The following is a 20,518-nucleotide window of genomic DNA, read 5'->3' as shown; positions in this document are numbered from 1 at the left end:
CCCCTTCTGTTCCGTCAGCCGCGTTTTGCCGCGGCGGTTGCGCCGGCTTCGGCGGTGAGGCCGAGCCCGGCGAGATAGGTGTCGATCCCGGCGGGATCGAAGATCCTGCCGTCGCAGAAGTGGTCGGCGCCCAGCGCCACGCCGCCGGCCGCGTCGGCCAGCACCCACAGGGCGTCGTGATCGCCCTCGGTCTTGCTGTCGGCGGCCGGGGCCGGATAGCCGAGGTCCCAGGCCGCCTCCCGGTACAGCTCCGGCCGGTAGACGGCGGCGGCCGCAGCGGCGATGTCGACGCTGTCCGGCAGCTCGCCCCAGCGCCGCAGCTGGGCCAGGAACCAGGCGGCGTGGGACCGCCAGGGCAGGCCGGCGGCGCGGCGGTGATAGACCGGGCCGCGCGCCGGCAGCCCGTCGATCATCAGCTCGCCCGGGCGGCCGATCAGGCTGGCGGCGATCGACGCGGCCGGGGCGTTCAGCACCTCCGGCGTCGCCAGCATCGCCACCGCCTCCGGCCGGTGCCGCGGCCGGTCCAGCCAGGCGGCGGCGCGGATCAGGGCGCGCAGCAGGGCGCGGTAGGCGTCCGGCCGGGCCTCGGCCCAGGCGCGGGTGACGGCGAAGACCTTCTCGGGCGCGTTGTTCCAGATCCGCCAGCCGGTGGTGACCATGACGCCGACGCCCTGGTCGACCGCGACATCGCCCCAGGGCGCACCGACGCAGAAGCCGTCGACCCGGCCGGCCGAGAGATGCGCCACCATCTGCGGCGGCGGCACCACGACGATGCGGACGTCGCGCTGCGGGTCGACCCCGCCGGCCGCCAGCCAGTAGCGCAGCTGGTCGTGATGGCTCGACACCGGGAAGACGATGGCGAAGACCAAGGGCGGGGCCCCCGCGCGGCGCCGCGCGGCGACGACAGCCGCGACCGCCGTGGCGGACCCGGCGGCAGTGCCCTCCGGGTCGGCCGCCGCCATCTCCGCCGCCAGGGCGCGCGAGACGGTGACGGCGTTGCCGTTCAGGTTCAGCGACAGGCCGACCAGCATCGGCGTCTTCGGGCCGCTCAGCCCCAGCGAGATCGCCAGCGGCAGCGGCGCCAGCATATGGGCGCCGTCGAGCAGGCCGCAGACCAGCTTGTCGCGCAGGCTGGCCCAGCTGGCCTCGCGCGACAGCCGGACCGACAGCCCCTCCTCGCGGAAGAAGCCTTTCCGCTCCGCCACGATCAGGGGCGCGCAGTCGGCCAGCGGCACGAAGCCGAGGGTCAGATCTGTGCGGTCCGTCTGGTCCGTCATCAGGTGCTCCAAAACGAAAAGGCGTCCGAGAGCCTGCGGAAGATCCGCAACCCTCGGACGCCTTTGCCCGGTTCGACGGCCCAGCATCGGGCCGCCAGAAATATGGTCGGACGGACGCCATTGCCCGTCGTCACTCAAATGATACGCAAGCGGCGTGCCAACTGCCTGACTGCCCGGTCTGGACATCGGAGATGGAGCGGTGCGGCCCGATTCAGGGTTCGGAGGAGGACGGAACCGGGCCGTTGCAGCGCAGCATGACTCTGCCCGCCTGTTGTGCAATGCACAAGAAAGCGGCGAAAATAGGCATGCCTAATTTTTGGTCAGAAGCTCGCTGATGCTGATCACCTGCTCGGCGATCTCGGCCAGGGGCTTGCCCCGGTCCATGGCCAGCTTGCGCAGGGCCTTATAGGCCTCGTCCTCGGTCATGCCGCGCTGCTGCATCAGGATGCCCTTGGCGCGCTCGATCCGCTTGCGCTCGGCCAGCGTGGCGCGGGTCTTCTCCAGCTCGTCGCGCATCGCCTGGAAGGCCTGGAACCGGGCGATCGCGGCCTCCAGCACCGGCTTCACCCGATGCGGGCTGAGGCCATCGACGACATAGGCGCTGACCCCGGCACGGATCGCCTCGCCGATCGCGGCGTCGTCGCTCTGGTCCACGAACATCACGATCGGCTTCGGCCGCTCGCGGCTGACGCTGCGCATATGCTCCAGCGCGTCGCGGTTGGGCGCGTCGAGGTCGACGATGATCACATCCGGCTCGATCTCGCGCACCCGGGCCAGCAGGTTCTCGGTGCCGCTGGCGGTCGCGACCACGCCGTGGCCGGCCGCGGTCAGCGCCGCCTCGACCACGCGGCAGCGCTCGGCGTTCTCATCGACCAGGAGGATGCGCAGGACCATTCGCGGGACAACAGGGGCAGCGGGACTGATCGGGCCTCAGCAAGTTCCGGACCACATCAGATATGGGGCCGCTGCGCAGGGAATGGGCAGGGGAGGCATCTGCTGCCCTCTTGGGCAGAGGCCGATGGCGGAGTTCCGCCACTGGCCCGGAACTTGCCTAGCGATCGGGGATGCGGACGCAAACGAGCGCGAACGGGGAGCTCACGATGGCATTGTCGCAAAAACACTGGGTGATCGGCGCCGCGCTGGCGGTGGCCATGGGGCTGGGCGTCACCAGCGCCGCCCGGGCCGAGGACACGATCAAGGTCGGCATCCTCCATTCCCTGTCCGGCACCATGGCGATCAGCGAGACCACGCTGAAAGACGTGATGCTGATGCTGATCGACGAGCAGAACAAGAAGGGCGGGCTGCTCGGCAAGAAGCTGGAGCCGGTGGTGGTCGACCCGGCGTCCGACTGGCCGCTCTTCGCCGAGAAGGCGCGGCAGCTGCTTTCGGTCGACAAGGTCGCGGCCACCTTCGGCTGCTGGACCTCGGTGTCGCGCAAATCGGTGCTGCCGGTGTTCGAGGAGCTGGACGGCATCCTCTTCTACCCGGTGCAGTACGAGGGCGAGGAGAGCTCGCGCAACATCTTCTACACCGGCGCCGCGCCGAACCAGCAGGCGATCCCGGCGGTCGACTATCTGATGAACGAGGAGGGGGTGGAGCGCTGGGTGCTGGAAGGCACCGACTACGTCTATCCGCGCACCACCAACAAGATCCTCGAGGCCTATCTCAAGGCCAAGGGCGTGGCGCCCGAGGACATCGTCGTCAACTACACGCCGTTCGGCTTCTCCGACTGGCAGACCGAGGTCGGCAAGATCAAGGCCTTCGGCTCGGCCGGCAAGAAGACGGCGGTGGTCTCGACCATCAACGGCGACGCCAACGTGCCCTTCTACAAGGAGCTGGCGAACCAGGGCATCAAGGCGACCGACATCCCGGTCGTGGCCTTCTCGGTCGGCGAGGAGGAGCTGGCCGGGCTCGACACCGGCCCGCTGGTCGGCCACCTCGCCGCCTGGAACTACTTCCAGAGCGTCGACACGCCGGCGAACCAGGACTTCATCGCCAAGTGGCACGCCTTCATCAAGAACGACAAGCGCACCACCAACGACCCGATGGAGGCCCATTACATCGGCTTCAACATGTGGGTGAAGGCGGTCGAGAAGGCGGGCACCACCGACCCCGACAAGGTGATCGACGCGATGGTCGGCGTCACCGTGCCGAACCTGACCGGCGGCTATGCCACCATGATGCCGAACCACCACATCACCAAGCCGGTGCTGATCGGCGAGATCCAGGCCGACGGCCAGATCCAGACGGTCTCGGAGACCCCCGAGGTCGTGGGCGACGAGTGGTCGGACTACCTCGACGGCTCGAAGGACCTGATCGCCGATTGGCGCAAGCCGCTGGCCTGCGGGAACTTCAACGTCAAGACCGGCAAGTGCGGCGGCTCCGGCTCCTGACCGCGGGATGGAGGGGAGGCCGGGAGGCGCCGGGGGGGCGCCTCCCGGCATTCAATCGCAGGCGTTGATAATCGGGTTTCGAATGGTCGCAGAGCATAGGGCGGACAACACAAACAAGTCCCCCCTCCCCCCGCGGGAGGGGGATAGGGGGAGGGGGTTTGTGCAGCCCGAACGGACCCTCGTCGGAATGTGCAGGCTTATCCGTCTCCGTGTCTTCGGAGCGCGACGGCCAGCTTGGGTCCTTGCTGCGGCAACCCCCTCCCCCTACCCCCCTCCCGCGAGGGGAGGGGGGACTCCATCTGTCCTCGCTGCTGTAACTTTCCTCCTGATCCTCCTTCCGCTCTCCGCCCGGGCCGAGATCCCGGCGGAGGTGCTGGCGCGGTTCGCCTCGACCAATTACGACGACATCGCCGCGGGGGTGGACGGCGTCGCCGCCTCGGGCGATGCGCAGGCGCCGGCGGTGCTGGAGGCGCTGGCGGCCGGCCGGTTGATCGCGGCGCCGGGCGGAGCGGTCGCGATCAAGACCGAGGCCGGCTATGCCGATGCCGCGACCGGGGCCGCGCTGACCGCAGCGCCGGCGGGCGGCAAGCCGGTCCGGGTCAACAACCGGGTGCGGCGGGCGATCGACGCGGCGATGGGGTCGCTGACCCTACTGGCGCCCGACCCGGGCAAGCGCCTCGCCGCTGCATCGGCCGTGTTCAAGTCGCGCGACGAGAAGGCGCTGCCCGCCCTGGAGGCGGCGCTGGCGCGTGAGACCGATCCGGCGGTGAAGCAAGCCTTCGCCGAGGCCCGCGCCGCCATCCTCCTGGCCCAGGGCGGCGCTGACGACGCGCTGCTGCCGGCGATCGACATCGTCGCTGCCCGCGGCGACCAGGAGGCGCGGGCGCTCTTGTCCGGCATTCCGACCCCGTCCCCGGCCGTGGCCGCCGCGGCCGAGGCCGCGATCGGCCGGATCGACACCCGGCTCGCGGTCTGGAACGGGGTGCAGAGCCTCTATTACGGGCTCAGCCTCGGCTCGGTGCTGCTGATCGCCGCCATCGGCCTCGCCATCACCTTCGGGGTGATGGGCGTGATCAACATGGCGCATGGCGAGATCGTGATGCTCGGCGCCTACACCACCTTCATGGTGCAGGAGGCGTTCCGCAGCTGGGCACCGAACCTGTTCGACTACTCGCTCGCGGTGGCCCTGCCGCTGGCCTTCCTGGTCGCGGCCCTGGCCGGCGTCGCGATCGAGCGCGGCATCATCCGCTTCCTCTACGGCCGGCCGCTGGAGACGCTGCTCGCCACCTTCGGCCTGTCGCTGATCCTGCAGCAGGCGGTGCGCACCGGCTTCGGCCCGTCGAACCGCGAGGTCGGCAACCCCAGCTGGATGGCCGGCGCCTTCGACCTGGGCGGGCTGACCCTGACCTGGAACCGGCTCTGGATCATCGTCTTCGCCCTGCTGGTCTTCGCCGCCTTGATGGCGGTGCTGCGCTACACGGCGCTGGGCCTGCAGATGCGGGCGGTGACGCAGAACCGGCGCATGGCCGCGGCGATGGGCATCCGCACCGGCCGGGTCGACATGCTGACCTTCGGCATCGGCTCCGGCGTCGCAGGGATCGCCGGGGTGGCGCTCAGCCAGATCGACAATGTCAGCCCCAATCTCGGCCAGGGCTACATCATCGACAGCTTCATGGTCGTGGTGTTCGGCGGCGTCGGCAATCTCTGGGGCACGCTGGTCGGCGCGCTGTCGCTCGGCGTCGCCAACAAGCTGCTGGAGCCCTTCGCCGGGGCCGTGCTGGGCAAGATCGCCATCCTGGTGGGGATCATCCTGTTCATCCAGCGCAAGCCGCGCGGGCTGTTCCCGCTGAAGGGCCGGGCGGTGGAGTCATGATCACGGCCCGTCTCCTCCGCGCCTCCGGCGGCCCGGCCTTCGCCCTCGGCCTCGTCGCCGTGGCGGTGCTGGTGCTGCTGGCCAACCTGGCGCTGCCGCCGGAGTCGCCGTTCCACGTGCCCGGCTACGCCGTCAGCCTGATGGGCAAGTATCTGTGCTACGCGCTGCTGGCCCTGGCGATCGATCTGGTCTGGGGCTATGTCGGCATTCTCAGCCTCGGCCACGGCGCCTTCTTCGCCCTCGGCGGCTACGCCATGGGCATGTATCTGATGCGCCAGATCGGCCCGCGCGGCGTCTACGGCAACCCGGTGCTGCCGGACTTCATGGTGTTCCTGAACTGGCAGCAGCTGCCCTGGTACTGGCACGGCTTCGACCAGTTCTGGTTCGCGGCGCTGATGGTGCTGGTGGTGCCGGGCGCGCTGGCCTTCGTCTTCGGCTGGTTCGCCTTCCGCAGCCGCGTCTCCGGCGTCTACCTCTCGATCATCACCCAGGCCATGACCTACGCCCTGCTGCTGGCCTTCTTCCGCAACGACATGGGCTTCGGCGGCAACAACGGCCTGACCGACTTCAAGGACCTGCTCGGCTTCTCGCTGCAGGCGGACGCCACCCGCGCCGGGCTGTTCCTGGCCAGCGCCGTCGCCCTCGCCGCCGCCTTCCTGCTCTGCCGGGCGATCACCCGGTCGCGCTTCGGCAAGGTGCTTGTGGCGATCCGCGACGCCGAAAGCCGCACCCGCTTCCTCGGCTACCGGGTCGAATCCTACAAGCTGGTGGTCTTCACCCTGTCGGCGATGATGGCGGGCGTGGCCGGCGCCCTCTACGTGCCGCAGGTCGGCATCATCAACCCGGGCGAATTCGCCCCGGCCAATTCGATCGAGGCGGTGATCTGGGTCGCGGTCGGCGGCCGCGGCACGCTGGTCGGGCCGATCATCGGCGCGGTCGCGGTCAATCTCGGCAAGACCGTCTTCACCAACCTGCTGCCCGAATTCTGGCTGTTTGCCCTGGGCGGGCTGTTCATCCTGGTGACGCTCGTCCTGCCCAAGGGCATCGTCGGCGCGGTGCAGGCGGCCTGGCGGTCCCGGCGCGTCCGCCCCAGCCGCCGCACGGCCGAAGTGGCGACGGAGACGCCGCGATGACTGCGCACGACGCCGCCACCCAGGCGCTGCTCTATCTCGACGGCGTGACCGTCACCTTCAGCGGCTTCCGGGCGCTCAACGCCCTGTCGCTGGTGGTCGAGCCGGGCGAGATGCGGGCGATCATCGGCCCGAACGGGGCCGGCAAGACGACGATGATGGACGTCATCACCGGCAAGACCCGGCCGGACCAGGGCGAGGTGCTGTTCCGCGGCACCCACGACCTGACCCGGCTGGACGAGACGGCGATCGCGGGCCTCGGCATCGGACGAAAGTTCCAGAAGCCGACGGTGTTCGACAGCCACACGGTCGGGGACAATCTCCTCCTCGCCCTGGCCGGCCCGCGATCGCCGACCAGCCTGCTGTTCGGCCGATCCCGCGCCGACACGGCGGAGCGGATCGACGAGATCCTGGCGACGACCAAGCTGACGGCGCATCGCGACCGGCTGGCCGGGGCGCTGTCGCACGGCCAGAAGCAGTGGCTGGAGATCGGCATGCTGCTGGCGCAGGAGCCGGCGCTGCTGCTGGTGGACGAACCGGTGGCCGGCATGACCGACGCCGAGACCGAGGAGACGGCGATCCTGTTGCGCGAGATCAACAAGACCCGCTCCGTGGTGGTGGTGGAGCACGACATGCATTTCGTCCGCGCCCTCGACGTCAAGGTCACGGTGCTGCACGAGGGCTCGGTGCTGGCCGAAGGGCCGCTCGACGTCGTCAGCGCCGATCCGCGTGTCATCGACGTGTATCTGGGGCGCTAGGCGATGCTGTCGGTCGAGGGCATCGATCTGTTCTACGGCGCGGCCCAGGCGCTGCGCCGGGTCTCGCTCGGCGTCGGCAGGGGGCAGGTGACCTGCCTGATGGGCCGCAACGGCGTCGGCAAGACCAGCACGCTGCGCGCCATCGTCGGCCAGCAGCCGGTGGCCGCCGGCAAGATCCTGTGGGAGGGCGAGGACATCACCCGGCTGCCGACGGCGGAGCGGGCGCGGCGCGGCATCGCCTTCGTGCCGCAGGGGCGTGAGATCTTCCCGCTGCTGACGGTGAAGGAGAATCTGGAGACCGGCTTCGCCGTGCTGCCGCGGCGCGAGCGGAAGATTCCGGAGGAGATCTTCGAGCTGTTCCCGGTGTTGAAGTCGATGCTGGGACGGCGCGGCGGCGACCTGTCCGGCGGCCAGCAGCAGCAATTGGCGATCGGTCGGGCGCTGGTGACCCGGCCGCGCCTCCTGATCCTGGACGAGCCGACGGAGGGCATCCAGCCATCGATCATCAAGGACATCGGCCGCGTTATCGCGATACTGCGCGACCGCGGCACCATGGCGATCCTGCTGGTCGAGCAGTATTTCGATTTCGCCCATGCGCTGGGCCAGCGCCTCGTCGTGATGGATCGCGGCGAGGTGGTGCTGGACGGGGACAAGACCGCACTCGATGAAGACAGCGTCCGTCGTCACCTTACGGTCTGATGTCCCGGCCCCTGCGGAGCCGGCGGTGTCGCCCGTGCCGCTGGCGCGCGCCCGCGGCCGGCTCGACCTCGGCTTCAAGCGGCGCGGGGCCGAGACGGTGCTGGCCGCCCTGTTCCAGGAGGGCTGCGCCAAGGCGCGTTTCCCGCGGCGCGAGGCCGGGGCCTTCACCGGCGCCGTGCTGCTGAACACCGCCGGCGGGCTGACTGGCGGCGACCGGCTGCGCCAGGCGATCCGCTGGGGCGAGGGCACGGCGGCGACAGTGGCGGGGCAGGCGGCGGAGCGGATCTACCGCTCGCTCGGCGACGCGGCGCGGATCGAGAGCCGGCTGGTGGTCGAGCCCGGCGCCGCCGCGGAATGGCTGCCGCAGGAGACGATCCTGTTCGACCGCGCCCGGCTCGACCGCGACCTGCAGGTGGATCTGCGCGGCGATGCGGCCTTCCTCGGGGTCGAGGCGATCGTGTTCGGCCGGGCGGCGATGGGCGAGGTGGTGCGGCAGGGCACTCTGCGCGACGCCTGGCGGGTCCGGCGCGACGGCCGGCTGGTCTATGCCGATGCGCTGGCGGTCGACGGCGATCCGGCGGCGGCGCTGGACCGGCCGGGCCTCGGCCGCGGCGCCCGGGCGGTGGCGACGCTGCTCCATGCCGCGCCCGAGGCGGAGGCTCTGGTGGAACCGCTGCGCGCGGTCCTGGCCGAGGCCGAAGGACTGGCTGGCGCCAGCGCCTGGAACGGCATCCTGGTCGCCCGCTTCGCCGCGCCGGACGGCGCCGTGCTGCGGCGCGACCTGATCTCGGCGCTCGGCGTGCTGCGGGCGGGGCGCCCGCTGCCGCGCGTCTGGCACTGTTGACGAAGGACCGGGAGGACACCCCTTGAACCTGACCCCGCGGGAGAAGGACAAGCTCCTTATCGCCATGGCCGCGATGGTGGCGCGCCGGCGGCTGGAGCGCGGCGTGAAGCTGAACTATCCGGAGGCGGTGGCGCTGATCTCCGACTTCGTCACCGAAGGCGCCCGCGACGGCCGCCCGGTGGCCGAGCTGATGGCGGCCGGCGCCACGGTGCTGACCCGCGACCAGGTGATGGAGGGCGTGGCCGAGATGATCCACGACGTCCAGGTCGAGGCCACCTTCCCCGACGGCACCAAGCTGGTGACCGTCCATCAGCCGATCAGGTGAGGAGGAAGGGGATGCAACACTCCACCGCCAAGCCTCACGAGTCCCCCCTCCCCCCGCGGGAGGGGGGTAGGGGGAGGGGGTTGTCGATCGAAGGACTCCGTCGACGCAGATCCGTGTTCGATGACCACGTCTCTGCTGTTTCTCTTCGCCGGTTCTCGCTGCGCGAACCCCCTCCCCCTGCCCGCCTCCCGCGAGGGGAGGGGGGACTCAAAAAGAGCGATGGAGCCGCAGCATGATCCCGGGCGAACTCATTCCGGCGCTGGGCGAGATCGAGCTGAACGCCGGGCGCGACAGCATCGTCCTGACCGTGGCCAACACCGGCGACCGGCCGGTCCAGGTCGGCAGCCACTACCATTTCTTCGAGACCAACCCGGCCCTGTCCTTCGACCGGGCGGCCGCGCGGGGGCGGCGCCTCGACATCCCGGCCGGCACCGCGGTGCGGTTCGAGCCGGGACAGAGCCGCGAGGTGCGCCTCATCCCCCTGTCCGGCGCGCGCGTCGCGGTCGGGTTCCGCCAGGCGGTCATGGGGCCGCTCGATCCGGTCCAGGGCTGAGGAGGCCGAGAGCATGCCCGTTTCCATCTCCCGCGCCGCCTATGCCGACATGTTCGGCCCGACCACCGGTGACCGGCTGCGCCTGGCCGACACCGAGCTGTTCATCGAGATCGAGCGCGACCACACGATCTATGGCGAGGAGGTCAAGTTCGGCGGCGGCAAGGTGATCCGCGACGGCATGGGCCAGGGCCAGGCCACCCGGGCCGAAGGCTCGGCCGACACCGTGATCACCAACGCCGTGATCCTCGACCACTGGGGCATCGTCAAGGCCGATGTCGCCATCCGCGACGGCCGCATCGCCGCCATCGGCAAGGCCGGCAACCCGGACATCCAGCCCGGCGTCGACATCGTCATCGGCCCGGGCACCGAGATCATTGCCGGCGAGGGCAAGATCCTGACCGCCGGCGGCATCGACTGCCACATCCACTTCATCTGCCCGCAGCAGGTGGAGGAGGCGATCGCCAGCGGCGTCACCACCCTGGTCGGCGGCGGCACCGGCCCGTCCACCGGCACCAAGGCCACCACCTGCACGCCCGGCCCCTGGCACATCGCCCGGATGCTGCAGGCGGCGGAGGGGCTGCCGGTCAACCTGTCCTTCGCCGGCAAGGGCAATGCCAGCCGGCCGGACGCGCTGATCGAGCAGATCCGCGCCGGCGCCTCCTGCCTCAAGCTCCACGAGGACTGGGGCACGACGCCGGCCGCGATCGACTGCTGCCTCGCCGTCGCCGACGCGATGGACGTGCAGGTGATGATCCACACCGACACGCTGAACGAGAGCGGCTTCGTCGAGGACACCATCGCCGCCTTCAAGGGCCGCACCATCCACGCCTTCCACACCGAAGGCGCGGGCGGCGGCCATGCGCCGGACATCATCCGGGTGGCGGGCCTGGCCAATGTCATCCCGTCCTCGACCAACCCGACCCGGCCCTTCACCGTCAACACGCTCGACGAGCATCTCGACATGCTGATGGTGTGCCATCACCTCGATGCCGGGATCCCGGAGGACGTGGCCTTCGCTGAAAGCCGGATTCGCCGCGAGACGATCGCGGCCGAGGACATCCTGCACGACCTCGGCGCCTTCTCGATCATCTCCTCCGACAGCCAGGCCATGGGCCGGGTGGGGGAGGTGATCCTGCGCACCTGGCAGACTGCCCACAAGATGAAGCTGCAGCGCGGCCGGCTGGCGCAGGAGACGGGGCAGAACGACAATGTCCGGGCCAAGCGCTATGTCGCCAAATACACGATCAACCCGGCGATCGCGCAGGGCCTGTCGCGGCATGTCGGCTCGGTCGAGCCCGGCAAGCTGGCCGATCTGGTGCTGTGGTCGCCGGCCTTCTTCGGGGTGAAGCCGGACCTGGTGCTGAAGGCCGGCACCATCTCGATGGCCCTGATGGGCGACCCCAACGCCTCGATCCCGACGCCGCAGCCGGTGCACTACCGGCCGATGTTCGGCGGCTTCGGCCGTGCCATGCCGGCCTCGGCCATCACCTTCGTGTCGAAGGCGGCGCTGGAGGACGGCATCGGCGAGCGCCTGGGCTTGGCGCGCGAGGTGGTGGCGGTCGAAGGCACGCGGAGCATCGGCAAGGCCGACATGATCCACAATTCCGCGACGCCTTTGATCGAGGTCGACCCCGAGACCTACGAAGTCCGCGCCGACGGCGAGCTCCTGACCTGCGAACCGGCGGCGGTGCTGCCGATGGCGCAGCGGTACTTCCTGTTCTGAGATGGCTGTGATCACGACGTCGCACAGACTTCGTAGGTTGGGTTCGCGGATGCGAACTCAACATGCCGGTGATGCGGCCCCAATGTTGGGTTCGCCGACGGCGAACCCAACCTACAACGGGACCCGGCCATGAAGCGCTTCACCGCCGTCGTCCCGGTCGGGAGCTTCGATCCGGCGGCCGTCTCCGACAAGGTGGTGCTGGACTACGACTCCCGCCATCGCCGCCGCATCGTGCTGTATGGCGAAGCCGGGACGGTGGTGCTGCTCGACCTGTCCGAGGCGGCGCATCTGCGCGACGGCGATGCGCTCGAGGGCGAGGACGGCAGCCTGGTCCTGGTCCGGGCGGCGCCGGAGCGGCTGGTCGAGATCCGCGCCGGCAGCCAGGCGGAGCTGATCCGCATCGCCTGGCATCTCGGCAACCGGCACCTGCCGACCCAGCTTCTGCCCGACGCGCTGCGCATCCGCGCCGACCACGTGATCGAGGAGATGGTGCGCGGCCTCGGCGGCACGATCACTGCCATCGAGGCGCCCTTCGACCCCGAGGGCGGCGCCTATGGCCATGGCGCGGTGCACGGACACCATCACCACCATGGCTGACGCGGCGCTCTACCGGCTGATGGCTTGGCTGTCGCCCTCCTACCCGGTCGGCGCCTTCAGCCATTCCAGCGGGCTGGAATGGGCGAACGAGGCCGGCTGGGTCACGGACCGGCCGTGCCTGGTCGCCTGGATCGAGGATGCGCTGGCGAACGGCGCCGGCTGGAACGACGCCGTGCTGTTCGTCCACGCCCACCGCGCCGCCGCAGCAGGGGACGACGACCGGCTGGCGGAGGTCGCCGACCTCGCCGCGGCGCTGGCGGCCTCGCGCGAGCGGCAGGTCGAGACCCTGGCCCAGGGCACGGCCTTCCTGACCATCTCCCGTGCCGCCTGGCCGGTGCCGGGGCTGGAGCGGCTGGCCGCCCGCATCGGCGAGAGCGTCGCCTACCCGGTCGCGGTCGCCGCCTGCGCCGCCGGTCACGGCATCGCCCTGGGCCCGGCGCTGACCGCCTTCCTGCACGCCGTCGCCGCCAATCTGGTGTCGGCGGCGCAGCGCCTGGTGCCGCTGGGCCAGACCGACGGCCAGCGCGCCATCGCCGCGCTGATGCCGGCGGTGGAAGCAACGGCGGCCCGGGCGGCCGAACTGTCCGACGACGACCCCTTCAGCCAATGCGGCGGTCTGGCGGTCGCCGCCGACATCGCATCGATGCAGCACGAGACCCAGTATACGAGGTTGTTCCGAACATGACCCAGAACGGACCCCTGCGCGTCGGCATCGGCGGCCCGGTCGGCTCCGGCAAGACGGCGCTGATGGACGCGCTCTGCAAGGCCTTCCGCGACCGCTACGATATCGCCGCCATCACCAACGACATCTACACCAAGGAGGATGCGGAGTTCCTGAACCGCGCCGGGTCGCTGTCCTCCGACCGCATCCTGGGGGTGGAGACCGGCGGCTGTCCGCACACCGCGATCCGCGAGGACGCCTCGATCAACCTGGCGGCGGTGGCGGAGATGCGGCGCCGCTTCCCGAACCTCGACCTGGTGCTGATCGAATCCGGCGGCGACAACCTGGCCGCCACCTTCAGCCCGGAGCTGGCGGACATCACCATCTACGTCATCGACGTCTCGGCCGGCGACAAGATCCCGCGCAAGGGCGGACCGGGCATCACCCGCTCCGACCTCCTGGTGATCAACAAGACCGACCTGGCGCCACTGGTCGGCGCCTCGCTCGAGGTGATGGACCGCGACGCCCGCAAGATGCGCGGCGAGCGCCCCTTCGTCTTCGCCCGGGTGCGCAGCGGCGACGGCGTGGCGGAGATCGCGTCCTTCATCGAGAAGGCGGGCGGGCTGAGCTGAAGTTGACACGGCCTCTCCCGCTTGCGGGAGAGGTCGGAGACGCGAAGCGGCTCCGGGTGAGGGGAGCCCGTCGAGGCCTGGGCCAGCCCTCACCCGGTCGTCCTGGCGGACGCCTGACCTCTCCCGCCAGGCGGGAGAGGTAACGAACGACGGCTCTATCGGATTGACGGCGTCAGCGCCTGCAGCCAGACCAGGGCGGCGGCGGCGCCGGCGTCGGGGACGCCGATGGCGCGTTCGCCGAGATAGCTGGCCCGGCCGAGGCGCGGCAGCATCCGCGCCGTGGCGTCGGTGCCGGCGGCCGCAGCGGCGACGCAGGCGGCCCAGGCCTCCTCCGGCGACTTGCCTTCCGCCAGGCCGGCCGAGAAGGCTTCGGCCGCCGGCTGCAGCGCGTCCAGCATGGTGCGGTCGCCCGCCTTGGCGCCGCCCAGCTCGGCGATCGACTGCACGGCGACCGTGAAGGCCTCGGCCCAGGCGGCCGGGGCAGGGGCCGGGTCGCAGGCCAGCCGCCGCGACGCGCGCAGCAGGGCCGTGGCGTAGAACGGGCCGGAGCTGCCGCCGATCGCCCGGCGCAGCGCGTCGCCGATCGCGGCCAGCGCCCGTGACGGGTCGGCCCAGGCGGTGTCGGGCAGGGCCTGGATCGCCTCAGCCGCCCGCACCATGCTGGCGCCCAGGTCGCCGTCGCCGGCGCGGGAATCGAGATCGGTCAGATGCGGCTCGGCCTTGACCAGCGCCTCCGCCACCGCGAGACCGGCGGTCTTCAGGGCAGGGGCGAGCGGCGAGGGGGCGGCTTCGGCCTGGGCCGCCGGCGCCGGTTCCGGCGCGTGGATTCGCCGCTTCGGCCCGATCCGGCCGCCGCCCGGCCAGGCAGGGGCCTGGGCCGGCGCGTCGAGCAGGGCGAGCCGCTCGTCATCGAGCTTGAGCAGGCTCAGCGAGCAGCCGGGCATGTCCAGCGCGGTCAGGAAGTTGCCGGCCCAGGCCCGCTCCACCGTGATGCCCCGCGCGGCGAGGTCGGCCAGGGCGGCGCGGGCGACGATCGACAGCTCCATCGGCGGCGTGGCGCCAAGGCCGTTGACCAGCAGCGCCACCCGGTCGCCCTGGCCGAGGCCGCGGTCGGACACGATCGCCTCCAGCATCTCGGCCACGAGGGCGTCGGCCGGCTGCATCGGCCCGCGCCGCACCCCGGCCTCGCCGTGGATGCCGAGGCCCAGCTCGATCTCGTTCTCGCCCAGGGTGAAGCCGGGGCGGCCATTGGCCGGCACCGTGCAGCCGTCCAGCGCCACGCCCATGGTGCCGAGATCGGCGGCGGCGGCGCGGGCGATGGCGGCGACCTCGGCCAGCGGCCTGCCGGCCGCCGCCGCGGCGCCGGCCAGCTTGTGGATCAGCACGGTGCCGGCGATGCCGCGGCGGCGCGCCGGCTCGACCGTGTCGCGCAGCGCCACGTCGTCGGCCACCACCACGATCTCGACCGGGATGCCTTCGTCCCGCGCCAGCTCGGCGGCCAGGCCGAAGTTCAGCCGGTCGCCGGTGTAGTTCTTGACCACCAGCACCACGCCGGCCGGGCCGGCAGCGGCGCGGATTCCGGCCAGCACGGCGTCGACGCTGGGCGAGGTGAAAACGTCGCCGGCCACGGCGCCGGCCAGGATGCCGGGGCCGACATAGCCGGCATGGGCCGGCTCATGCCCGCTGCCGCCGCCGGAGAGGATGGCGACCGGGCGCGACGCCGGCACCGGCAGGTCGGCGCGGACCACCACGGCCTCCTCCAGCAGCGCCAGGCCGGAATGCAGGTCGACGAACCCTTCCAGCATCTCGCGCAGGACATGGCGCGGATTGTTGATCAGCTTCTTCACGTCGGGCCTCGGTCGGAAGATCGGGATCGGGAGGAAGAACGGCTCAGGCTTCGTTTCGTTGCCACACCGCGGCCAGGGCGGGGTCGGCGCGCAGTCTTTCGGCGATGACGGACAGCTTCGGGCACTCGTCTCGGAACCATTGGCTGCCCGGGCGCCAACGGTTCATCACCGCGATATAGATGTCGATGGCCGACCGCGTCTCGCCCAGGAACCAGGGCGCGCCCGCCACCGCCTCCATCTGCCGCCACAGCACCTTGCGGTGCTCGTCGGTCGAGGCACGCAGCTCGGCCTTGGCCTCATCGCCGGACACCCAGCGGCCGGGGTCGTCGCCGAAGGTCCAGGTCGGATACAGCGCGGCGACCAGGAAGACCAGCCGGCGCAGGAAGGCCGGCCGGTCCGGATGGCCGGGCGGCGGCGCCAGCCCGGCCTGCGGCGCCACATCGGCGAGGTGCAGGGTGATGGCCCCGCTCTCGGTCATCACCGTGCCGTCGGGCAGGATCAGCACCGGCAGCTGGGTCAGGGGATTGAGCCGCCGCAGCGCCTCGCGGTCGGCCTCGTTCTCCCAGGGATCGATCGACTTGATCTGGTAGGGCACGCCGGCCAGGGCCAGCATGATCTCGGTGATCGCCGAACCGGTGAGCGAGGTGGCGTAGAGCGTGTACATCGGTCTTCCCCTTCGTCGCGCCTGGCACTCCTAACACGCCGCAGCGGCGCGCGACATCCGGTGCGAACGGGGTTGCGGCGGCCCGGCCGGGCTTGCTCAAATGCTGTCAAGAAACTGTAACAGTCGGAGGCTTCGGATGATGCGGTACGGATGGGCCCCGGCCCTTGCGGTGATGGCGCTGGCGGGCGCGGCGCAGGCGCAGCAGGGCCCCGAGCCGGACGACAATCTCAACGCCGTGCTGTGGGACCAGACCTCGGTCGAAGCTCAGGCCAATGCGCTCGGCGCCTATGCGCTGGCCCGGATCCGGCTCGACGAGGCGCTGGCGGATGCGTCCCGCACCGCGGCGCCGGCCGAGCAGACCGGCGACTTCAAGAACCTGCCGCCGGCGGTGGTGCTCGATGTCGACGACACGGTGCTGAACACCTCGCCCTACCAGGCCCGCAACGTGATCGAGGGCACCGGCTTCGACCCCAAGACCTGGACGACATACGTCAACGCCAAGATCGACACCCCGATCCCCGGCGCGGTCGAGTTCACCCAATACGCGGCGTCCAAGGGCGTGAAGGTGTTCTACGTCACCAACCGCACCAAGGAGGAGGAGCCGGCGACGGTCGAGCACATGAAGGCGCTGGGCTTCCCGATGGGCGACAATGTCGACACCTTCCTCAGCGCCAAGGAGCAGCCGGACTGGAGCTCGGCCAAGGGCACGCGCCGCGCCTTCATCGCCAAGGACTACCGGATCCTGCTGCTGATCGGCGACAATTTCGGCGACTTCACCGACGCCTACAAAGGCTCGCTGGAGGAGCGGCAGAAGGCGTTCGAGGCGGCGAAGGACCATTGGGGCCGCGACTGGATCGCGATCGCCAACCCGACCTACGGCTCCTTCGAATCGGCGCCCTACAAGGGCGACTACAAGCTGCCGAAGGAGGAGCAGCGGCGATTGAAGATGGAGGCGCTGACGCCCTGGAACGGGCAGTAACCACGGCACCGGGCCGCGGGCTCAGAACCCGCGGCCTTGGAACGGCTGCCCGGTCAGCAGCGAGACCAGATGCGCCAGCATCAGGATCACGACCAGCGCCGCCGCCATCATCACCGGGATCACCGGAAACAGCCGCACCTCGCCCGGCGGCGGCTTGCGCCGGTCCATCACCGCCATGGCGGCGACCACCGCCGTGGCGACGGCCAGGATGATCAGGGTGTTGGTCAGGTCGAGCTGCATCGCGGCACCGCGGTAGCATTCCCGCGGCCCCGACGGAAGGTGGGTTGCATCCGCGGCCGCGATTGCCGATATCGGCGCCACGCGGGAAGGGGGCGGAGCATGAAGCGGTTCTACAAGACGGTGACGGTGGTACCGGTGGGTGACGGCTTCGGTGTCGCGCTCGACGGCAAGCCGATCCGGAGCCCGGCCAAGGCCGGGTTCGTCCTGCCCAGCCGCGCCCTGGCCGACGCGGTGGCGGCGGAATGGGCGGCGCAGGCCGACGACGTCGTGCCCGCGACCATGCCGCTGATGCAGCTCGCGGCGACGGCGATCGACCGGGTGGCGCCGAATCGCGAGCACATCGTCGACACCGTCGCCGGCTACGGCGGCACCGACCTGCTGTGCTACCGCGCCGAGGCGCCGGCGGCGCTGGCCGAGCGGCAGAAGGCCGCCTGGCAGCCGCTGCTCGACTGGGCGATGACCGCACTCGACGCGCCGCTCACCGCGACCTCCGGCATCGTCCACCAGGCCCAGCCGGACTCGAGCCTGGCGGCGTTGCGCGCGGCGGTGGCGGCGCAGGACGACTGGCGGCTGACGGCGCTGCACCAGGCGACGGCGCTGACCGGATCGCTCGTGCTCGGCCTGGCCCTGCTGGCCGGCCGGATCGATGCCGACACCGCCTTCGAGCTGGCGGAGCTCGACGCCAGCTTCCAGATCGAGCGCTGGGGCGAGGATGCGGAGGCCGCGGCCCGGCGCGCGACGCTCAGGGCCGAGCTGCAGGCAGCCGCGCGGCTGGTCGAGTTGGCGGCCTGCTGACTGGAGCCTCTGGACAGGCGATCTATCTTGTCCGGCTGACGACGAGTCAGATCGGGACAAGCCCATGGCTGCAACCTCGCGCGTCCTGCTGTCCTCTCCGCTTCTGACGGTCGCGGACGTCACCTGCCGCACGCCGAAATCCGGGCGGGGCTGCGAGCATTGCGGCCGGCTGTCGTCGATCACCATCGTGCGCCGGGGCGTCCATGCCTACCATGCGCGCGGAACCACGGCGCTGGCGGAGCCGGGGCTGGCGCTGCTCTACCGGAGCGGCGAGGCCTATTGCCTGAGCCATCCCTACGACCGGGAGGCGCCGGACCGGTCGACCTGCATCGAGTTCGGTCCCGGGCTGCTGGAGGAGGCCTTCGGCCCGAAGCCGCTGGCGCGCGATCTCGGGACCCATCTCCGCCCCCGTACCCAGGCGCTCAACCTGCGGGTCATGTCCGAGATCGCGGCGAACGGGCGGGAGCGGCTGGCCGCCGAGGAGGTGGCGGTCGGCCTCGTGCGGGCGGTCGCGGGCGATTTCGACCTTCTGCCGGACGACCGCCGTGCCACCGCCGCGGCGCGCCGACGCGTCGCCCGGGCACGTGCTTTCATCGCCGCAAATCCGGCGGCCGATCACGGCCTCGAGGCCGTCGCCGATGCCGCGGCCTGCTCGCCCTTCCACCTGGCGCGGCTGTTCAGGCGCGAGACCGGCATGACGATCCGCCAGTACCGCTTGCGGCTTCGCCTCGCCGTCGCGCTGGAGGAATTGGCCGACGGTGCGGCCGATCTCAGCGGCCTGGCCGTCCGGACGGGGTTCTCCGACCACAGCCATATGACCGGATCGTTCCGGAAGACCTTCGGAACGACCCCGAGCGCGCTGCGCGAGGCGCTGCGAGGCCCCGGGCTGCGGCAGATGAGCAAGTTTTTGCAAGCGGGGGCCGCCGCGGCTGCCTAGCTCTCGGCAAGCGGTGCGGAAGACCGCGCCTCGTCCCCTCTTCGATGGAGACGGCTGCCATGTCCCAGATACCACCATCCGCCGACCGGAGCGTCCGGCACCGGCACGTCGCGATCGACGGGATCCGCATCTTCTATCGCGAAGCGGGCCGGGCGGACGCGCCCGCCGTGCTGCTGCCGCACGGCTATCCCTGCTCCTCGTACCAGTTCCGCAATTTCATGGCGGCGCTGGCCGACCGCTGGCGCCTCGTCGCGCCGGACTTCCCCGGTTTCGGCTACAGCGACACGCCCGAGGGATTCGCCTATGACTTCGACGGCTATGCTGCGTTCCTCGAGCGGTTCACGCAGGCGCTGAAGCTCGACCGCTTCGCCCTCTATCTGCACGACTACGGCTCGCAGATCGGCCTGCGCCTGACGATCCGGCGGCCGGACCGCATCGCGGCCCTCATCATCCAGAACGGCGATATCTACGAGGACGCGCTCGGGCCGAAATACGCCTATCTGACGGGCTATTTCGCAAACCCGACGGCCGGGGCGCGCGCCAGGCTCGTCGCAGCGGTGAGCGAGGAGGGGTTCCGCGACGAGTTCCTGAACGACGTCCGCGACGATCTCGCCGAGCGCATCCCGCCGGATCTGTGGAAGCTGCACTGGTCGCTGATGGGCACGCCCAAGCGCCGCGGGATCGCGGTCGGGCTGATGGAGGGGCTGAAGGAGAATCTGGGCTGGTTCCCCCGATACCAGGCCTATCTGCGCGAGCACCGGCCGCCGACGCTGATCGCCTGGGGCCCGCAGGACGGCTACATGCCGGAGGCGTCGGCGAAGGCGTATCTGCGCGACCTGCCGGAGTCGGAGCTCCACCTGCTCGACGGCGGGCATTGGGCGCTCGAAACCAATCTCGACGAGATCGCGGCCCTGGCGCGGGACTTTCTCGGCCGCGTGCATGGCGCGTGAGGAGGAAGACGATGAGCGACAACGCCAAGCGACCCGCAATCGCCCGGATCTGGCGCGGCCGCACGACGCGGGCACGGGCGGATGAATACGAGGCCTACAACTACGAGGTCGGGATCAGGCCCCTGATCGAGAAGGCGATGGGCGTCCAGACCCTGCGCGAGGATCGCGAGAACGAGACGGAGTTCGTCACGATCTCCTATTGGGAGAGCATCGAGGCGATGTCGCGGTTCACGGGCGGCGACCCGACCCGCATCCATCATCTGGACCGCGATCCGGAATTCCTGATCGAGCTGCCGGACCGGGTCCAGATCCTCGAGATCCGCGCCTCACACGGCAACATCGGCGGCGACGGCCCGTGATGCCCGGGTCGCATCCTCTCGGAAGCGCGCTACGGCATTACACTTCTCCCCAGTGCAGTCCGATGCCTCTCCCGCTTGCGGGAGAGGTCGGAGCCGCGTCAGCGGCTCCGGGTGAGGGCCAACGGCCCCGATGACAGGAGCCATAGCTTCGGAAATCGAGCAGATCATTTGCTCGCCTGCAGCAAAGCCGGATTTTCGGTGAGACCGTATCCTGCCCTCACCCGGTCTCGCTTCGCGAGCCCGACCTCTCCCGCAGGCGGGAGAGGCCATCTGCTCTCGCCT

General features: G+C 70.8%; 22 protein-coding genes. 17 read left to right on the top strand and 5 right to left on the bottom strand.

The annotated features are described in order from the left end of the window. Positions 1–14: 14 nt before the first annotated feature. Positions 15–1,277, bottom strand: a complete 1,263-nt coding sequence (locus G537_RS38670) for a CmpA/NrtA family ABC transporter substrate-binding protein (RefSeq protein ID WP_034852207.1) — start codon at positions 1,275–1,277, stop codon at positions 15–17. Positions 1,278–1,586: 309 nt separating this feature from the next. After that, entirely contained in the window at positions 1,587–2,171 is a 585-nt protein-coding gene (locus G537_RS0118695) for an ANTAR domain-containing response regulator (RefSeq protein ID WP_026871427.1), read from the bottom strand. A 257-nt stretch (positions 2,172–2,428) separates the two neighbouring features. Here G537_RS0118695 and urtA point away from each other — a divergent pair, with 257 nt between their 5' ends. The 12 genes from urtA (at position 2,429) to ureG (ending at position 13,465) form a co-directional block, all read left to right on the top strand. After that, positions 2,429–3,670, top strand: a complete 1,242-nt coding sequence (gene urtA, locus G537_RS0118690; RefSeq protein WP_051248619.1) for an urea ABC transporter substrate-binding protein — start codon at positions 2,429–2,431, stop codon at positions 3,668–3,670. 370 nt (positions 3,671–4,040) lie between these two features. Beyond that, complete coding sequence (gene urtB, locus G537_RS0118685) at positions 4,041–5,543, top strand: urea ABC transporter permease subunit UrtB (protein WP_245579051.1); 1,503 nt, start codon at positions 4,041–4,043, stop codon at positions 5,541–5,543. Next, entirely contained in the window at positions 5,540–6,676 is a 1,137-nt protein-coding gene (urtC, locus tag G537_RS38665; protein ID WP_051248604.1) for an urea ABC transporter permease subunit UrtC, read from the top strand. The genes urtB and urtC overlap by 4 nt, the downstream gene beginning before the upstream one ends. Beyond that, positions 6,673–7,431, top strand: a complete 759-nt coding sequence (gene urtD / locus G537_RS0118675; protein WP_026871424.1) for an urea ABC transporter ATP-binding protein UrtD — start codon at positions 6,673–6,675, stop codon at positions 7,429–7,431. The genes urtC and urtD overlap by 4 nt, the downstream gene beginning before the upstream one ends. 3 nt (positions 7,432–7,434) lie before the next feature. Beyond that, positions 7,435–8,130, top strand: coding sequence for an urea ABC transporter ATP-binding subunit UrtE (urtE, locus tag G537_RS0118670; protein ID WP_026871423.1), 696 nt, complete (start codon positions 7,435–7,437; stop codon positions 8,128–8,130). Between the two features lie 25 nt (positions 8,131–8,155). Beyond that, positions 8,156–8,974 carry an urease accessory protein UreD gene (locus tag G537_RS0118665; RefSeq protein ID WP_026871422.1) on the top strand — a complete coding sequence of 273 codons (819 nt, stop codon included), beginning with the start codon at positions 8,156–8,158 and terminating at the stop codon, positions 8,972–8,974. A gap of 22 nt (positions 8,975–8,996) precedes the next feature. Then, complete coding sequence (locus tag G537_RS0118660) at positions 8,997–9,299, top strand: urease subunit gamma (protein WP_026871421.1); 303 nt, start codon at positions 8,997–8,999, stop codon at positions 9,297–9,299. Positions 9,300–9,531: 232 nt separating this feature from the next. Next, positions 9,532–9,852, top strand: a complete 321-nt coding sequence (locus G537_RS0118655) for an urease subunit beta (RefSeq protein ID WP_026871420.1) — start codon at positions 9,532–9,534, stop codon at positions 9,850–9,852. A 13-nt stretch (positions 9,853–9,865) separates the two neighbouring features. After that, on the top strand, positions 9,866–11,575 hold the full coding sequence (gene ureC / locus G537_RS0118650) for an urease subunit alpha (protein WP_026871419.1): 1,710 nt from the start codon (positions 9,866–9,868) through the stop codon (positions 11,573–11,575). Positions 11,576–11,704: 129 nt separating this feature from the next. Beyond that, positions 11,705–12,172, top strand: a complete 468-nt coding sequence (locus tag G537_RS38660; RefSeq protein WP_034852205.1) for an urease accessory protein UreE — start codon at positions 11,705–11,707, stop codon at positions 12,170–12,172. Beyond that, positions 12,135–12,857, top strand: coding sequence for an urease accessory protein UreF (locus tag G537_RS0118640; protein WP_081688910.1), 723 nt, complete (start codon positions 12,135–12,137; stop codon positions 12,855–12,857). Before G537_RS38660 ends, G537_RS0118640 begins: the two co-directional genes overlap by 38 nt. Beyond that, the gene (gene ureG / locus G537_RS0118635) at positions 12,854–13,465 is read left to right on the top strand and encodes an urease accessory protein UreG (RefSeq protein ID WP_026871417.1); all 612 of its coding nucleotides are present in this window, start codon (positions 12,854–12,856) and stop codon (positions 13,463–13,465) included. Before G537_RS0118640 ends, ureG begins: the two co-directional genes overlap by 4 nt. A gap of 155 nt (positions 13,466–13,620) precedes the next feature. Here the strand turns inward: ureG and G537_RS0118630 are convergent, their stop codons facing one another. Further along, entirely contained in the window at positions 13,621–15,312 is a 1,692-nt protein-coding gene (locus G537_RS0118630) for a dihydroxyacetone kinase family protein (protein ID WP_026871416.1), read from the bottom strand. Positions 15,313–15,355: 43 nt separating this feature from the next. Then, the gene (locus tag G537_RS0118625; protein WP_026871415.1) at positions 15,356–15,976 is read right to left on the bottom strand and encodes a glutathione S-transferase family protein; all 621 of its coding nucleotides are present in this window, start codon (positions 15,974–15,976) and stop codon (positions 15,356–15,358) included. Between the two features lie 136 nt (positions 15,977–16,112). Between G537_RS0118625 and G537_RS38655 the strand changes: the two genes are divergently transcribed. After that, on the top strand, positions 16,113–16,955 hold the full coding sequence (locus tag G537_RS38655) for a 5'-nucleotidase, lipoprotein e(P4) family (protein ID WP_034852203.1): 843 nt from the start codon (positions 16,113–16,115) through the stop codon (positions 16,953–16,955). A 21-nt stretch (positions 16,956–16,976) separates the two neighbouring features. On the opposite strand, the gene G537_RS0118615 is transcribed toward G537_RS38655, so the two are convergent. Further along, positions 16,977–17,195 carry a hypothetical protein gene (locus G537_RS0118615; RefSeq protein WP_026871414.1) on the bottom strand — a complete coding sequence of 73 codons (219 nt, stop codon included), beginning with the start codon at positions 17,193–17,195 and terminating at the stop codon, positions 16,977–16,979. A 99-nt stretch (positions 17,196–17,294) separates the two neighbouring features. On the opposite strand from G537_RS0118615, the gene G537_RS0118610 reads away from it, so the two are divergent. The 4 genes from G537_RS0118610 to G537_RS0118595 all read left to right on the top strand — a co-directional run bounded on the left by G537_RS0118610 (position 17,295) and on the right by G537_RS0118595 (position 20,236). After that, positions 17,295–17,990, top strand: coding sequence for an ATP12 family chaperone protein (locus G537_RS0118610; protein ID WP_026871413.1), 696 nt, complete (start codon positions 17,295–17,297; stop codon positions 17,988–17,990). Between the two features lie 64 nt (positions 17,991–18,054). Next, a complete protein-coding gene (locus G537_RS0118605; RefSeq protein ID WP_026871412.1) occupies positions 18,055–18,927 on the top strand; it encodes a helix-turn-helix transcriptional regulator in 873 nt (290 codons plus the stop codon). A gap of 59 nt (positions 18,928–18,986) precedes the next feature. Further along, positions 18,987–19,877, top strand: coding sequence for an alpha/beta fold hydrolase (locus G537_RS0118600; protein WP_026871411.1), 891 nt, complete (start codon positions 18,987–18,989; stop codon positions 19,875–19,877). A gap of 11 nt (positions 19,878–19,888) precedes the next feature. Further along, entirely contained in the window at positions 19,889–20,236 is a 348-nt protein-coding gene (locus tag G537_RS0118595; protein ID WP_026871410.1) for an antibiotic biosynthesis monooxygenase family protein, read from the top strand. The last annotated feature ends 282 nt before the right edge of the window (positions 20,237–20,518 follow it).

This window comes from Inquilinus limosus DSM 16000, from assembly GCF_000423185.1.
GTDB classification, from domain to species: domain Bacteria; phylum Pseudomonadota; class Alphaproteobacteria; order DSM-16000; family Inquilinaceae; genus Inquilinus; species Inquilinus limosus.
This window is presented reverse-complemented; position numbering and strand designations above follow the sequence as displayed.